Raw genomic sequence first — 15795 nt, 5'->3', positions numbered from 1 at the left:
GTCCGTACGCCCAGGATCGACCAGGAGACACCGCCGCCATGGCCAAGAAGCGCCGCCCCCAGCCCCGCGCCGCAGCACCGCAGACGACCGGGGAGGTACCGGTCGTCGGCGCCCGTGAGCCCTGCCCGTGCGGTTCGGGCCGCCGCTACAAGGCCTGTCACGGCCGCAGCGCGGCGCACGCCGCCACCGAGCTGGTCCAGCGCCCCTTCGAGGGCCTGGCCGGCGAATGCGACTGGGTGGCGCTGCGCGAGCTGGTGCCCGCCGCGACGGCCGAACTGACGCTGAAGGGCGGACTGCCCGACGGCGTCCCGTCCGTGACGCTCGCGACCGTGCTGCCGATGGCCTGGCCGGCGCTGCGCCGCGACAACGGCGCGGTGCTGCTCGGCCTGCAGAACGACACCGCCTCCGGCGACATCAGCCGCGACCTCGCGGACACCCTCCAGCGCGCGCTGACCACCGAGCCGGGCAATCCGGTCCCCGCCGGACGTGCCGCCGCCGACGGGCCGCGGCTGCAGGACCTGTTGGACCCGAATGCGGCTTTCGAGCCGGTCGTCCACACCGGCTTCGAGTTCTGGGTGGAGAACGCCGAGAACGCCACCGGAGAGGTCGCCGCCTCCCTGGAGCGGGCGAACGCCGCGGCCATCCCGACCGCCCGGATCTCCGGCCTGGAGGGCGCGTACTGGTGCGAGGCCCCCGAGAAGAACCATCTGCGCTGGGTCACCTCCTACCCCGAGGAGAAGCTGCTGGACGCGCTCGCCCGGCTGCACGCCGCGGGCACCTCCTCGCTCGGCGAAGGCACCAGGCTGGTCGGGTCGTTCCGGGCCCACGGACTGGTCGTCCCGGTCTGGGACCTGCCCTCGTCGATGAGCGCCGAGGACGTGGCCGGCCCGGCCGCCGCGTTCGCCGAGCGGCTCGACGGGGCGCTCGCGTCGGACGCCCCGCTGACCGCCGAGGAGCGTCGTTCGCGCGGCGGTCTCACCAACCGGCAGATCACCCTGAGCTGACGCTTCGAGCCCCGGCAGGCACACGCGTGACACCCGTCACAACTCCCCATACCTGCCGGTAAATAGGCGTCCGGAAATCCACGATCGAATTTGCGAACCGCGGATCTCTTGTTACGGTTCTAAAAGCCCGGTCGCTGGTGCATCCCCCGTCGCCAGCGACCGGGCGCTTCCATGTCCGCCGCCGGACGTCCTTCCCCGCGGCCGACCGCCTCCCCCGCCTTCCGGGACCTCATCGACCCGAACCCGCGTCGTGCGGTGCCGAGTTGCCGCCGGAGCGCAGCAGCAGCCGCTCACCCGCCGCATCGGCGATCTCCGCCACCGCCCCGTACGGCAGCCGGTCCTTGCGCACCGTCGCCCCGGTCGGCGTCTCGCACATCCCCGGTACGTCCTCCGCCGCCACCTCGCAGTGCACCTGGATGGTCCTGCCGTCCGGTCGCAGCAGCGTCAGCACGGCCCGCAGCGGGGCGCCCGTCGGGTTGCGGTAGTACGTCCTTGCCCAGGTCAGACCGCGTTCGGCGAGGACACAGGTCTGCGCCTCGATGCCCTGGGGAGAGGCGAGTTCGGGGCCGCAGCGGGTGGTGCGGCGACCTTCGGGCAGCAGCGGGAGTCCGAGGTCGGCGAGGACCTTCCCGGCGACCGTGTCGCCGGCTCCCCTGGCGGCGGCAGGCTTAACGGACTTGTCGGTCTTGGTGCGTTCGGCGGCTCTATCGGGCCGTGTGTCCGACGTAAGGCCGTCCGCCGGACCGGCCGTCGCGGCGGCGAGAGGGACGGCGACGGCCAGCACCACCGTGCCGGCCAGCGCGATCAGGCGGGGATGGGGGACACGCTGCATGGGGGGCCACCTGCGATCGATGTGCCGTCGACGACGGCTTGACGGTGCGCCGAACCTATCGGTCGGCGAACGTGTCACCTGGGGCCCGAACACCCATTTCCCGTAGTGGTACGGCCTGCTCACACCCGTAAGGGTGAACTTGGCCGGGCGATCTTCCCGGGCCGTTGGCACACGGGCTTTCCGGGCCGGCGGAGCCCGCGGTGGCGGCGGGCTCCGCTTTACCTCAACCGCCGTGGCGAACGGCGGGTTTCGGCCACGCGCGGAGCGGTCCGGGACCGAAGTTCGGCTGGTCGGCGACCGCCCGGTGCCCCGTTCAGTACGCCAGCCGGCTGCCGCCGTCCGGTGTGCTGGTGCTCGCCATGACCAGCGCGTCGACGATCGTGGCGACCTTGGGCAGCCAGGGCGCGGCCGACGGTGGGGGTCCCCCCTGCTCGAACGAAGTTGAGCGCTTGGGGGACGCCGGCGGCCGCTCCCAGCGCACCTTGCCGGCGCCGATCTGGGAGGGCGGGAGCACCAGATAGCCGCCGTCCCCGTGGAACCGCAGCGAGCTGGGCACCCAGTCCTGCGAGTTCAGCAGTTCGCCCAACTCCGCCAGGTCGTACGGCGCTACCAGCAGCGACCAGCGGGTGGGCGTGGCCACCACGGGGCCGAGGCGGACGCCGAAGTGGTCCAGGGCGGCCAGCGCGCGGGCGCCGGCCACGGCCGGCAGGCTCACCGCGCAGGGCGCACGGCCGCCGGTGGCCAGCAGGACCGGGGCGTCCGGGCGGTTCGCCCACCACCAGCGCACCATCCGGGCATCGGTGGTGGCGGCCAGCAACCCGGGGTCGAAGGGGTGCGCGCCGGGTACCGCACAGTCGGGGTCGGGACAGCCGCAGGGGCGGCTGACCCGCTCACCGAGGCCGAGCCGGCCGCCGACGGGCTGGCGACCGCCGGACCGCAGTCCCACACCGGGAAGTACGGGCCACCGCCACTCGGTGGCGCAGTGGAGCGCCGCACCGAGCAGCGCCGACCTTCCGCCGCGCCGGAACAGGAGCTTGCGTCGCCTTCCGAGGATCTCGCGCATGAGCGCTCGTTCCTTTCCGTTAACGCCGAGGGCTATGTCCATCGCACTACATGCCGCATACCGCTTCGTGCTTCATCTGCTGCGTGGCGCTTCATGCGACCTGGTCAAACGACCCTGGGGCCGATCACACGTCGATCTCTCACCCATAGATCCCACATGGATCACATTGCGTGGATCATTGGTCACCGCTGTACAAGCAGCGCATCACGCCGTACGCCGAGCGTGGAACGTGGCGGAGGGTGGCGCGCGCATGGCGCTTGCGCTTCCGTCGTGCGATCCCGCCACGGGGAGGTGCGTCGCGGTCGTCGCCGTATGAGACGCCGGTGCCCGCCGGAGAGTTCCGGTGCGGCCCCAACTTGCCCCGCACCTTTCCGATTACGTACCCGCCACTGTGGAGATGACGCGCTGTCGATCGCCGTCAGTCGACCTCAAATTGACGTTCGGGGGGCTATTTTCAGGCCAATATACAGACCTCGTTGACACCGCAAACCCCATCGGGACAATGCTGGACATCGCAACCTTGGTGCGTGTACATGTGGAGGCATTGATAGCGGAGCAGCATGACATGGGGGTTTGCGATGCTATTGAGGAAATTGAGCGGCCACCTGTACCGCACAACACCACTCAACAAAATGCCGCACTCCCTACCAAAATGCGGCCTGACCTGGGGATATACCGGGCACGACGTTAGCCGTCGGCCATGACTGCCCCTCACGTGCCAAAAGTGGCTGGAATCGAACCTACACTTCCCAGCCCCGCGCACACTGCCGATCCGCTCGCGGCGCACGCCCCCGCGGACACCCCCTCGGACGCCTCGTCCGACCCCCCTCCCGGCGCCCCGGGCGCCTCTGCGGAGGCCCAAGACGTCGTCCCCCCGGACGTCTCCCCCGTCGATCAGCTGATCGCCGTCCAGGACCGGCTCGCCGGCTGGATCTCCGACCTCAGCACCCTGCACGACCTCACCGAACAGCTCGCGCGCACCCGCACGTTGGAGGAAGCCCTCCACGAGATGCTGCGCGCCGGCGCGTACCTGGTCGGCGCGCAGCGCGGCCTCGTCGTCGTCGAACCGTCCGACGGAAGGGGCCCGGACACCTCTCTCGGCCTCGGCCTCCGCCGGTCCGACATCGGTCACATCGAGACCATCCCCCGGAGCGCGCTGTCGTACGCGCGGATACTGGACGGCCTCCCCGAGCCGGGCACCGCCGGCGACGCCCGTACCGAGATCGCCGAGCCGGACATCCCCGGTGAGAAGGACCTCGACCCCCGCCTGCGCGAGGTCGCCGCGCGCCTCGGCTACGCCGCCAGCTACGCCGTCCCGCTGACCGCCGAACCGATCGGCAGGATCGGCGCCGCGGTCTGGCTCTACGACGAGCCCGCCGAGCCCACCGAACGCCAGCGGCACCTCATCGGCCTCTACCGGGCGCACGCCTCGGAGCACCTCGCCCGCCTCCTGGAGCTCCATCGCAGCCGGCACGACGCGCAAACGCTCCGCGAGGAGCTGCTGCCCAGCCGGCTGCCGCGGGTCCCCGGCGTACGGCTCGCGGTGGCGCACAGCACCGGGCCGCTCGGCGGCGGCGACTGGTACGACGCGCTGCCGCTGCCCGACGGCGCGCTGGGCCTCGCCGTCGGGTCGGTCACCGGGTCAGGGCCGAGCGCGGTGGCGGCCATGGGGCGGCTGCGCGCCTCGCTGCGCGCGTACGCCGTCATGGAGGGCGAGGATCCGGTCGCGGTCCTCTCCGACCTGGAGCTGCTGCTGCGGCTGACCGAGCCGGCCCGCAGCGCCACCGCGCTGTTCGCGTTCACCGAGCCGCCGCCCGGCACACCGGGCGGACCGCCCGCGCCGTCGATGCCGGCCGGGCCCGCCGACCCGTTCCCGCGCAAGCTGGTGCTCGCCGGGGCGGGGCACTGCCCGCCGCTGATCCTCGGTGATCTGCGGACCGAATTCGTGGAGACGTCGCTGTCCGCGCCGCTGGGCATGCTCGCCTGCTGGGAAGCGCCGAGTGTCGAGGTCTCGCCGGCTCCCGGCGAGACCCTGCTGCTGTACAGCGACGGGCTGCTGCACCGCACCGGGGAGCCCATGGACCGCGCCTTCGCCCGGCTGCACGCCGCGGCCGCGGGCGTCCCGAGGGCCATCCGGCACGATCCGGAGGCCATCGTCGATCACATTCTGCGCACCGTTCTGCCGCAGGGCCTGGACGATCCCACCTCTGAGGAGGACGTCGTACTGCTCGCGGCCCATTTCGACGAGTAGCGCGCGACTGCTTCGACGAGCAGTAGGTGCTGGGGAGCCCCACGCGGCGGCGCCGTGCGGGGCTCGCCGCATGCGAGGTCACATCCGGCGCCCCTGGACCGCCATGAATCCGCACTTACGATGGAATGCGGTTCCCGCTCGGGGCCGTTTCACGTGAAACAGCTCACAGCGGTTCACTCTTAAAAGGAGGCATGGTGACCGACGCGCCCACACCGGAGACCCCGGGCGAGGACGAGCAGCCGATCAAGCAGCGCAAGAACGGCCTTTACCCCGGCGTATCGGACGAGCTCGCGGAGAACATGAAGAGCGGCTGGGCCGACACCGAGCTGCGAGACCTCCAGCCGATCGAGCAGGCCCCGAACGCCGCACTGCGCCGTACCGCGCTGTCCCGGCGGTTCCCCGGTGAGCGCCTGGTGATCCCGGCGGGCAACCTCAAGACCCGCTCCAACGACACGGAGTACGCGTTCCGTGCTTCGACGGAGTACGTCTACCTCACCGGCGACCAGACCGACGACAGCGTCCTCGTCCTCGAGCCGCGTGCCGGCGGCGCCGAGGGCCATGACGCGACGCTCTACCGGCTGCCCCGCTCCAACCGCGAGAACGGTGAGTTCTGGCTGAACGGCATGGGCGAGCTGTGGGTCGGCCGCCGCAACAGCCTCAGCGAATCCGAGGCGCTGCTCGGCGTCCCCTGCAAGGACGTCCGCGAGCTCACCTCGGCGCTGGCCGAGGCCACCGGACCGGTCCGGGTCGTCCGCGGCCATGACGCCGGTATCGAGGCCGCGCTGACCGACAAGGTCACCGCCGAGCGCGACGAAGAGCTCCGGGTGTATCTCTCCGAAGCGCGCCTGGTCAAGGACGAGTTCGAGATCGGCGAGCTGCAGAAGGCCGTCGACTCCACCGTCCGCGGCTTCGAGGACGTCGTGAAGGTCCTGGACAAGGCCGAGGCGACCAGCGAGCGCTACATCGAGGGCACGTTCTTCCTGCGCGCCCGCGTCGAGGGCAACGACGTCGGCTACGGCTCCATCTGCGCCGCAGGCCCGCACGCCACCACCCTGCACTGGGTCCGCAACGACGGCCAGGTCCGCTCCGGTGACCTGCTCCTCCTGGACGCCGGCGTGGAGACCACCACCCTCTACACCGCGGACGTCACCCGCACCCTGCCGATCAACGGCCGCTACACCGAGCTCCAGCGCAAGATCTACGACGCGGTGTACGAGGCCCAGGAGGCCGGTATCGCGGCGGTCAAGCCGGGCGCGAAGTACCGCGACTTCCACGACGCCGCCCAGCGGGTGCTCACCACGAAGCTCGTCGAATGGGGCCTGGTGGAGGGCCCGGTGGAGCGGGTGCTGGAGCTCGGACTGCAGCGCCGCTGGACGCTGCACGGCACCGGCCACATGCTCGGCCTCGACGTGCACGACTGCGCGGCGGCCCGCACCGAGACGTATGTGGCGGGCACCCTGGAGCCCGGCATGGTGCTCACCGTCGAGCCCGGCCTGTACTTCCAGGCCGACGATCTGACGGTGCCCGAGGAGTACCGCGGCATCGGCGTCCGTATCGAGGACGACATCCTCGTCACGGAGGACGGCAACCGGAATCTGTCGGCTGCGCTGCCGCGTACCTCCGCCGCCGTCGAGGAGTGGATGGCGGGGCTGCTCGCCAAGTAGCACCGAGGACGACGCGGGGGCCGGACGGCGACGTCGGCCCCCGCGTCGTCTCACCCCTCGCCCGCGCCCTTCGCCGGCGCGCCGTCCGGCCTCGCATAGGCGCCCGCGCGGGCGGCCGCCCAGACCGCGGTGGCCGCGGACTCCGCGAGGGCCGCGTCGACGGGCCGGCGGGCGATCAGGATCCGGTAGTAGAAGGGCGCGCCGAGCGCGGACATCACTTCCTTCGGGTCCGTGTCGGCGGGCAGTTCGCCACGTTCGACGGCTCGTACCACCATCCGGCCGGCCAGCGTCAGCCGCGCGTCGAAGAACTCCCGCAGCACCGCCTCCGCCTCCGGATCGCGTGCCGCGGCGGAGACCACCGCCTCGATCAGACTGCGCCGGCGCGCGTCGCCGTAGAACGCTCCTATCGCGTGGGACAGCGCGCGCAGGTCCCCGGGCAGCGAACCGGTGTCGGGCAGCAGTACATCGGCGCTGAGGTCGGCGAGCAGCTCGCAGACCATGCCCTCGATGCAGCGCCAGCGCCGGTAGAGCGTCGCGAGGTGGATTCCCGAGCGCTGGGCGATCCTCTCCATGCTGAGCGCGGCGTAGCCGCCGTCGCCCAACTCCTCGAAGACGGCGGCCAGTACGGCCTGCCGGGTTCTGGCCGTTCGTCCTCCCGGTCGGGTCTCTCCCGGGGCATGATGCGCTGTCACCACGGCGGCTCCGTATTGCAGTGCAGGTTCACGCCAAGTATTGTCCAAGACTGGTTAACGCGAGCAAGTTCGCGTTAATCCTGGTGCGCGCCGGTCTCGCGGGGACAGGGGACGCCGCGGGGGAGGTTCTCTCACCCCGAGACCGCGCTGCGCGCCACCTCACAGGGACGGTTTCCGGCCGGGTTTCGGCTGATGGCCGTTGCGCCGGTTTGACACGTTGTGGGTTTGACGCAGGGGCGGCGGGCACGGTTCACCGGCTGCCGCAATGCCACCGCGGAAGACGAATTACGGTGGGCAGGCCGATATTGAGGAAAACTTGCGGGATCTGCGGCCCTCATCGCCAAACAGGTACAGCTTCGGCAAGTAGGCACAGCGTCGCCGAGCAAGTACAGCGTCGTTAGGCGGGTACAGCACCGTCAGGAAGGTAGAGCGGGATCCGCTGTCAGGAAAATGCGGCGGAGATGTCCGCGATCGCAGGGATGACCAAGGCTGCCCGATTTGCTCCAGGGCACGGTCCGCGGTTCACGGGGTGGCGATTCCCAGCCCGTTTCGCGGGCCGAACTCGCGGTCACATCGGGCCGCTGCCGCACTCGCCGCCGCCCAATTCAGTGGAATTCCGGAGCGGTTCGAGCCCCGGAACGAATTGATCACCCCAGGCGTCCGTCCGGACGGCTTTCCGGGTGGCGCACCAGGCGCCAGTCCAGCAGGTCATTCGCCTGACGCTGGGTCGCCTCGGCCGCCGCGCGTGATTCCGCCACCACGTCTCCGCGTTCCCGCACCAAACGCTCGTAGATCGGCTGGTCGGATCCTGTGGTCGTCACGTGCTGGTCCTTCACTGGCGTGTCATGAAACCTGGGACTGCTCGGCTGCGCGCAGAGCCAGGCAGTGATCCTGCCACGCTGAGCGGGGAGTTCGCAGGTCGTGGCGGTAACTTGGCTGCTTGTTGGCGGGTTTCGGCGGGGTCGGCGGGCGGGCTGCGAGGTCCCGCGGCCGCAGAGCGTCGGTAAGGCCGTTAACCCGGCCAGCAGTTCGCCACGCACCGGCATCCACACCTTTCACAGCCTCCACAGGCGAGTGCCGAATTGGCCGGCCTACGGAAAGCACGTTGATGAGCCAAGGGGGGAGCGGCCGAAGCAGATTAGCACCAGGAGATTCCCACTCCTGCCGGAACTCACCTCGAACAAATGAGGACAAGGGCGGCTCCCCGGAATCATTCGGAGATCGCCGACACCAATGATCACGGTGCCGTCATGGGCTGCGGCACGGCCTCGTCGAGACCGCACCGCGGGCCGACCGGTCACTGCGACGGCTCCCGATCCAATCCCAGGCGCAATACACCCGGCGTAATGCGAAATGCGTCACGGCGGATGAATTCCCTCCGGATGAAAGGGAATTGCGTGGGTCGACGGGTGCGCGGGGCGGCGATCTCCACGGCGGAAATCTCCTGCGCGCGGGGCCGCACCGGAAGTTCACCGGGACTGCCGCCTATCCGGCAGGAGCCGAAAGGTAATCTGCGTCGGTCAACTTCGCGTTGACCTTCGTTCATGCCATCGACCATGGGGGACCCCAGCTGTGTCCGCACCGCCGCCGCCCTATCAGAACCAGCCGCCACAGCAGCCGTACGGATACCAGCAGCCGCCGCAGCAGTACGGGCAGCAGCAGTACGGCCAGCAGCCATACGGGCAGCAGCCGCAGCAGCCGCGCGGACCGCAGCGGCCGCAGCCTCAGCGGAACCCCCGGCGTGCGCTGATCAACATCACCGTCATCCTGGCTGTCATCTGCGGCACGGTCTGGTACGTGTGGGACTACAACACCAATCCCAACGGCGGCAAGGCCAAGGCGGAGGCTTCGGCGTCCGCTCGGGCCAAGGAGATCGAGAAGTACAACCCCGAGGTCGGCGACTGCGTCAAGGTCGACGATCCCCATGGCGAGGATCCGACGGCGGTGGTCGTCGACTGTGACTCCCCCCAGGCCCAGTACAAGACGGGCGAAGAGCTGATCGGCGCCAACGAGACCTGCCCGTCGAAGTACGACTACGGCATTCACTACATTCCCAGCCGCGGATCTCAGTCCACGCTGTGCTTCACCAAGCTCTGAGTCCGGCCCTCGGCCTGGTTGCCGGCCGTCGCCCGCAGCAGCGGGTGACGGCCGGATCCGTTTCCCGGCAGGACTTTGGTCGCGGGCAAGACTTTGGTTGAGGCACATCGCGACGAACGGCGGTGTCCTCGGCGCGAGGGCCTGCTTAACGTGGCCGCGTGACAGGTGTGGAACGTACGGACTCGGACACTGCGAAACCGGCTCGCCAGGCGCCGGCGGTGAGGCTGCGTTCGGCGTCCCGGCGGCTGGCCGGTCCGGGCAGGGCTCTCCTCGACCCGGGGATGTGGCCGCCCCGGCGCATCGCGGGCGAATCGCTGCTGAGCGTGGTGCTGGCGCTGCTGGCGGCCGGTTCCGGGGCGCTGACCGGCGGCGGCACCCTACAGATCGTCGGCATTGCCCTCGCTACCGGAGTGCTGTCACCGCTGCGCCGGGTGCTGCCGGCGACCGTACTGCTGGTGTCCGTCGTCGGTTCCGACGTGTTCGAGGGTCTCGCCCCGCTGGCCCTCGTCGCCGCCTGGTCGGCCGGACGGCGGATCGCCGGGGCCGGCAGGGCGACCGTCGCCTTCGGCCTCGCCTACGTCCTCAGCCTGACCGCGACCATCCTGCAGGCGCTGCCGCAGTTCTCGGTCCCGCTCTCGGTCTTCGCCGCCCTGTGGCTGCTGGGCACGGTCATCGTGCCCGGTCTCGCCGGCCGCTACTGGGTCCAGCGCCGTACGCTGCTGAACACCCTCCGGGAGTACAACGCCCAGCTGTTGCGCGAGCGGGCGATGATCGCCGGACAGGCCCGGCTGCGCGAGCGGCAGCGCATCGCGCAGGACATGCACGACAGCCTCGGCCATCAGCTCGCCCTCATCTCGGTGCACACCGGCGCGCTGGAGGTGGACCGCGAGCTGACGGGTCGCCAGCGCGAGGCCGTGGGGGTGCTGCGCGAGGCGTCGGTGGCCGCGATGCACGAGCTGCGCGAGGTGGTTGGCCTGCTGCGGGACGGCACGCAGGCCCCCGGGCCCGAGGCCTTTTCCCCGGCGACCGCTGCGGGCGTCCCCGGCGGACCTGTTGCGGCCGCGGGGACGGAGGATGCCGCGGTGCCGTCGCGCGGGGTGGCCGGCATCGAGGACCTGGTGGCGGCGTCCCGTGGCGCGGGTACGGCCGTGGAGCTGCGGCGCTCCGGCGAGCCGCGCCCGCTCCCGCCGACCGCCGATCACGCGGCGTACCGCATCGCCCAGGAGGGCCTGACCAACGCCCACAAACACTCCCGGGGCGCCTCGATCACCATCGAACTGCGATATGAGCCGGACTCGCTGGTCGTGGAGGTCGCGAACGGCCCCGCGCCCGCGCCGGCGGACGGCGGCCGGAGCGTGGTGAGCGGTGGCCAGGGGCTGACCGGGCTCGGTGAGCGGACCCGGCTCATCGGAGGGATGGTGCACGCGGGCCCGACGGCCGACGGCGGCTTCCGTCTGGCGGGCGTCCTGCCGTACACCTCGCCGGAGGGCGGTGCCCCGGGCCCTGCGCCCTGGGGCGAGGCCACACCGTTCGTCGATCCGACAGGCGACTTTCGGCGGCAGATTCCGGCGGGCCCCCTGGGCGAGGGTGATCCGGTCATCTACGGGAGCGGTCTGCCGAAGGAGCTGGCCAGGGCAATGAGCAGGAACAACAGAAGCAGTGGCATAGCCATCGGCTGCGGGGTGGCGGCGCTGATCGCCCTGCTGCTGGTGATCGCCGCTGTGGTCGGGCTGTTCGTCTTCGTAGGCGAGGCGGACAAGGGCATGATCGAGCCGAGGAAGTACGACGAGGTGAAGGTGGGCCAGTCGGAGGCGGAGGTCCGCAAGCGGCTGCCCGACGGGTCGTCGTTCCTGACCGAAGGCCTGGAGAAGGGTGCGCCGCCGGTGCCCCAGGGGGCCGAGTGCCTCAGCCTGAATTCCACGGCGACCGGCAGCAGCTGGGACAGGGAACCTGTCTTCCGCTTCTGCTTCAAGGGCGGAAAGCTGATCGAGAAGAAGTCCTTCGAGGTCAGGACGTAACGGCAGCGGAACGGTCGCCTGGGTGTTCGGGTGGACGGCTCGATCGGGGATGATGGCGAGTGGCCGTAGGTAGGACCGCTCAAGACCGCGCAGGAGAGTCGTGATCAGGGTTCTTGTCACGGATGACGAGCCGCTCATTCGGGCAGGCATCAGGATGATTCTGAGCTCGGCCGACGATATCGACGTCGTCGCGGAGGCCGCGAACGGCCGTGAGGCGGTCGAACTGGTCCGTGCCCAGCGCGTGGACGTCGTGCTCCTCGACATCCAGATGCCGGTCATGGACGGACTGACGGCCCTGGCCGAACTGCGCCGGGCCGTCCCCGACACCCGGGTGCTGATCCTTACGACGTTCGGGGAACAGCAGAACGTGCTGCGGGCCTTGGCGGAGGGCAGCGCGGGTTTTCTCCTCAAGGACTCGGCGCCGGCGGAGCTGATGCGTGCGGTACGGGCCGCCGCGGCCGGAGACGCGTATTTGTCGCCGGGCGCCACCCGTCATGTCGCGGACTCGCTGGCGTCCGGCCAGACCGTGCGTCGCACCGAGCAGGCCCGCCGCCGTCTGGAGTCGCTGACCGAGCGTGAACTGGAGGTCCTGGCGCTGCTGGGCGAGGGCCTGTCCAACGCGGACGCCGGACAGCGGATTCATATGAGTGAGGCCACGGTCAAAACGTATGTGAGCCGGATCCTGGCCAAGCTGGGCTGCGAGAACCGGGTGCAGGCCGCGCTCCTGGCACGGGACGCCGACCTGGGCACCGCCTGACGCAGCGCACAGCACGCCGCACTCAGCGCACAGCACCTCATGGCATTCACCGCCACGGTGCCCAACTCACCCTGATCATCGCCCCGTTCACGAACCCCGCCCGAACACCTCGCCACCCGCACCCGTACTCATCCCGTACCAGCACCCACCAGAAGGCCAATGATGTCCAGACATATACCCCTTCGCACCACCTCGCTGCTCTCCGCTTCTCTGCTGCTCGCCCTCGGCGTCACCGCCTGCGGCCCCGCCGAGGGCGGTGACGGGGCCGGATCCGACCGCGACCCGTCCTCCCCCTCGGCGGCCACCGCGCTGCCCGCGTCGCTCACTTCCCAGAAGCTCGACTGGCGGTCCTGCCCGGCGCCGTCCACCGCCGAGGGCGGCGGCAAGGCACCCGGAAATCTGCCGGACGGCACGGCATGGGAGTGCGCGAGCCTGAAGGCCCCCCCCTGGACTACGCCAAGCCCGCCGGCGACACCATCGACCTCGCGCTGATCCGCGCCAAGGCGGAAGACGGCGGCAAGCGGATCGGCTCGCTGGTCTTCAACTTCGGCGGCCCCGGCGCCTCGGGCGTGGCCACCCTGCCGAGCTACACCGCCGCCCAGTCCCTGCGCTCGCGCTACGACCTGGTCAGCTTCGACCCCCGCGGCGTCGGCAACAGCGCGGGCGTGAAGTGCCTGAGCGACAAGGAGTCCGACGAGCAGCGCGCCAAGAACCTCGACCTGGCCGGGACCGTCGAGGAGGGCAGGAAGACCGCGGCGGCCTGTGAGAAGAACTCCGGGAAGGTGCTGCCGCACGTCGGCACCGAGAGCGCGGCCCGCGACATGGACCTGATGCGCCAGGTCCTGGGCGACGCCCGGCTCAACTACTTCGGGATCTCCTACGGGACCGAACTGGGCGGTGTCTACGCCCACTTGTTCCCGAAGAAGGTGGGCCGCACGGTCCTGGACGCCGTGGTCGACCCGACCCAGGACCCGGCGCAGGAGTCCCTGGGCCAGGCGAAGGGCTTCCAGCTGGCCCTGGACAACTACCTCGCCGACTGCGTCAGGACGCCCGGCACCTGCCCGTACAAGAGCCCCGAGGACGGGCGCCGGCGGATCACCGGCCTGCTGGCGAAGACCGGCGAGCAGCCGCTGCCGGCCCGGAGCGGGCGCAAGCTCACCCAGGAGAGTGCGGTCATCGGCATCGCCGCGACGCTCTACTCCAAGGAGGCCTGGCCGGCCCTGTCGGTCTCGCTCTCCGACGCGGAGCAGGGCAGCGGCGACAACCTCCTGATGCTGGCCGACAGCTACGTCGGCCGGGACGACCAGGGCCGCTACAACAACATGCACGCCGCCAACACCGCGATCAACTGCGCCGACACCAGGCAGCGGAGCACTCCCGAGGACGTGCGGGCCAGGCTGCCCGAGTTCCGCAAGGCCTCACCCGTCTTCGGTGAGCTGACCGCGAAGGGCCTGCTGGGCTGCACCGGCTGGCCGGTCACCGGCAAGAGCGACACCCCGGAGGTCTCGGCACCCGGCGCCGCCCCCATCGTCGTCATAGGGAACGCGGGCGACCCGGCGACCCCCGTCGCGGGCGCCCGGAAGATGGCGGAGAAGCTCGGGAAGGGCGTGGGTGTGCTGGTCACCGTCAAGGGGGAGGGCCATGGCACCTACGGCGTCAACCAGTGCGCCACCAAGGCCGTGAACGGACATCTGCTGGACGGCGAGGTCCCGGCGAACGGCACCGTCTGTTCCTGACCACTTGGCCACGGGGCGGTGCGCACGACCGGTACGCGACCTCACGACGCCATCGGCAGCGCCGCCCCCTCCCGCCACTTGAGGATCTTGTCGAAGCTGACCACCGCACCGCGCCGACCCGTCCGGTTGCGGTAGCGGACGTGGTCGGTGAGGGCCTCGATCAGAAAGAGCCCCCGGCCGTCTTCGGCGTATGCGGGGGCCTGCGCGGGGGCGGGGACGGCGGCCGGCACGGGGGCGCCGTCCGTCGCGGGATGGGGCGGGGCGGACGGCTGGGGACGGCGGAAGCCGGGACCGGAGTCGGTCACTTCGATGCGGCAGGTGTCGCCGTCGATGAAGGCGGTGACGCGATAGTCCTCGGTCGCGGCGTCACCGCCGTGCTCGACGGCGTTCGCGCAGGCTTCGGAGAGGGCGACCGACAGGTCGTAGCAGATGTCCGGGTCGACGCCGGCCGTCTCCATCGTGCCCAGTAGCAGACGACGGGCCAGCGGCACGCTCGCGGCCTCACGCCGCAGATGGAGGGACCACCAGATGCTCATCGCTCCAGCCTCCTGGCCACGGCTCGACATACCGATACCTATTGCCGCGCGCCAAGGTCCGTAAGCATGTCCGGGATGTGACACCGCTCATTCGGCGGATGCGGGGACAGAGCGCGTCGGTGTAGGCAGCGCCCTCCCACGCGCCCCCGTGCGCCCCGCCCGGCTTCCGTACGGCCCCGGGGCGCTGCGCTGAGCGGCGCCCTGCCGTATGCGGTATTTCGGGGCAGTGGCATGATGGCGCCGCCATGACTGCCCCGCCCGCCCCGACCGCGCGCGCAGCCGCCGATCTCCGGTTGCTGAGGGCCGCGGTGTTCACCGCGGTCTGTGTCGCGCTGTCCGCGGCCGGGCATCTGGCGGCCTCCTCCACCGCGATTCCGCTGTGGACGCTGGGCGTCGCCTGCGCCGCGGTGTTCGCGGTCGCCGCACCGCTGGCCGGGCGGGAACGCTCGCTGCCGGGGATCGCGGCCGGGCTGGTCGTCGGCCAGCTCGTACTGCACTCGTTGTTCGCCCTGGGGCAGCAGCGGCCGCTGGCCACCGCGCCGATGGGCGGCGGGGGCGGCGTCAAGGGACTCTCCGACCAGGCGGCCATCGCCCTGGCCCGCCATGTGTCCTGCGGGCTCGGCGCCGGTCGGCTCGACGGCGACGAGGCCCGCCGGATCCTCGGTTCCGGCGGCTTCGGGGCCGCCCACCAGATGACCGGCGGTACGGCCCCCGACCCGTCGATGGCGCACTGTCTGCTGCCGTCGCTGCCGATGTGCCTGGGGCATCTGCTCGCGGCGCTCGCCCTCGGGTGGCTGCTGCGGCGCGGCGAGGCAGCGCTGTGGCGCCTGGTACGGCTTTCGGCTCCGGCGGCGCGCGAGGTCGCGGCCGAGACGCTCGTCGGTGCGCTGCGCGGGGCACTCACGCTGGTACGTGCCCTGCTCACGGGGCTCGGCCCGGCGTCCGACGACGCTCCGCGCGCCCCCGTTTCGTACGGGGATGACAAACCCGGCCCGAAGGGCCTCGCGCTCCACCACAGTGTCGTCAGGCGAGGGCCGCCCGCCCTGGCCCTCGCGGCCTGACGTCACGCGAAGCACGCCCCACGGACCGGGTACGGGCTCTCGCGCCGTCGCCGCATGCGCGCCGGATCACCCTTACCTCTTACC

General features: G+C 71.1%; 12 protein-coding genes and 1 pseudogene. 8 read left to right on the top strand and 5 right to left on the bottom strand.

All coding sequences use genetic code 11. From position 1 onward, the window contains the following. The first annotated feature begins 38 nt into the window (after window positions 1-38). Window positions 39-1004, top strand: coding sequence for a DUF5926 family protein (locus FCH28_RS23590; protein ID WP_136742098.1), 966 nt, complete (start codon window positions 39-41; stop codon window positions 1002-1004). Window positions 1005-1233: 229 nt separating this feature from the next. Here FCH28_RS23590 and FCH28_RS23585 read toward each other — a convergent pair whose 3' ends face one another. Both FCH28_RS23585 and FCH28_RS23580 read right to left on the bottom strand, forming a co-directional pair. Further along, window positions 1234-1836, bottom strand: coding sequence for a hypothetical protein (locus FCH28_RS23585; RefSeq protein WP_136742097.1), 603 nt, complete (start codon window positions 1834-1836; stop codon window positions 1234-1236). A 313-nt stretch (window positions 1837-2149) separates the two neighbouring features. Continuing rightward, window positions 2150-2899, bottom strand: coding sequence for a bifunctional DNA primase/polymerase (locus FCH28_RS23580; protein ID WP_136742096.1), 750 nt, complete (start codon window positions 2897-2899; stop codon window positions 2150-2152). 724 nt (window positions 2900-3623) lie between these two features. Between FCH28_RS23580 and FCH28_RS23575 the strand changes: the two genes are divergently transcribed. After that, complete coding sequence (locus tag FCH28_RS23575) at window positions 3624-5150, top strand: PP2C family protein-serine/threonine phosphatase (RefSeq protein ID WP_136742095.1); 1527 nt, start codon at window positions 3624-3626, stop codon at window positions 5148-5150. A 194-nt stretch (window positions 5151-5344) separates the two neighbouring features. Beyond that, window positions 5345-6814: an aminopeptidase P family protein gene (locus FCH28_RS23570; RefSeq protein ID WP_136742225.1), complete on the top strand. Its 1470-nt coding sequence runs from the start codon at window positions 5345-5347 to the stop codon at window positions 6812-6814. Window positions 6815-6864: 50 nt separating this feature from the next. Here the strand turns inward: FCH28_RS23570 and FCH28_RS23565 are convergent, their stop codons facing one another. Beyond that, on the bottom strand, window positions 6865-7509 hold the full coding sequence (locus FCH28_RS23565; protein WP_136742094.1) for a TetR/AcrR family transcriptional regulator: 645 nt from the start codon (window positions 7507-7509) through the stop codon (window positions 6865-6867). A 644-nt stretch (window positions 7510-8153) separates the two neighbouring features. Then, window positions 8154-8327 carry a hypothetical protein gene (locus tag FCH28_RS38245; protein ID WP_169314227.1) on the bottom strand — a complete coding sequence of 58 codons (174 nt, stop codon included), beginning with the start codon at window positions 8325-8327 and terminating at the stop codon, window positions 8154-8156. Window positions 8328-9078: 751 nt separating this feature from the next. Between FCH28_RS38245 and FCH28_RS23560 the strand changes: the two genes are divergently transcribed. The 4 genes and pseudogenes from FCH28_RS23560 (at window position 9079) to FCH28_RS23545 (ending at window position 14114) form a co-directional block, all read left to right on the top strand. Continuing rightward, window positions 9079-9603: an LppU/SCO3897 family protein gene (locus FCH28_RS23560; RefSeq protein WP_136742093.1), complete on the top strand. Its 525-nt coding sequence runs from the start codon at window positions 9079-9081 to the stop codon at window positions 9601-9603. Between the two features lie 281 nt (window positions 9604-9884). Next, on the top strand, window positions 9885-11621 hold the full coding sequence (locus FCH28_RS23555) for a sensor histidine kinase (RefSeq protein WP_136742224.1): 1737 nt from the start codon (window positions 9885-9887) through the stop codon (window positions 11619-11621). A gap of 100 nt (window positions 11622-11721) precedes the next feature. Then, the gene (locus FCH28_RS23550; protein WP_136742092.1) at window positions 11722-12378 is read left to right on the top strand and encodes a response regulator transcription factor; all 657 of its coding nucleotides are present in this window, start codon (window positions 11722-11724) and stop codon (window positions 12376-12378) included. A gap of 162 nt (window positions 12379-12540) precedes the next feature. Then, a pseudogene (locus FCH28_RS23545) lies at window positions 12541-14114 on the top strand (alpha/beta hydrolase). Between the two features lie 41 nt (window positions 14115-14155). Here the strand turns inward: FCH28_RS23545 and FCH28_RS23540 are convergent. Continuing rightward, entirely contained in the window at window positions 14156-14650 is a 495-nt protein-coding gene (locus FCH28_RS23540; RefSeq protein WP_136742091.1) for an ATP-binding protein, read from the bottom strand. A 245-nt stretch (window positions 14651-14895) separates the two neighbouring features. Between FCH28_RS23540 and FCH28_RS23535 the strand changes: the two genes are divergently transcribed. Beyond that, window positions 14896-15711, top strand: a complete 816-nt coding sequence (locus FCH28_RS23535; RefSeq protein ID WP_136742090.1) for a hypothetical protein — start codon at window positions 14896-14898, stop codon at window positions 15709-15711. Window positions 15712-15795: the final 84 nt, after the last annotated feature.

The sequence above is a fragment of the Streptomyces piniterrae genome, from assembly GCF_005048155.1.
Lineage (GTDB): Bacteria > Actinomycetota > Actinomycetes > Streptomycetales > Streptomycetaceae > Streptomyces > Streptomyces piniterrae.
Note: the sequence above shows the minus strand (reverse complement) of the source record. Positions and strands in the feature narration are given on the sequence as shown.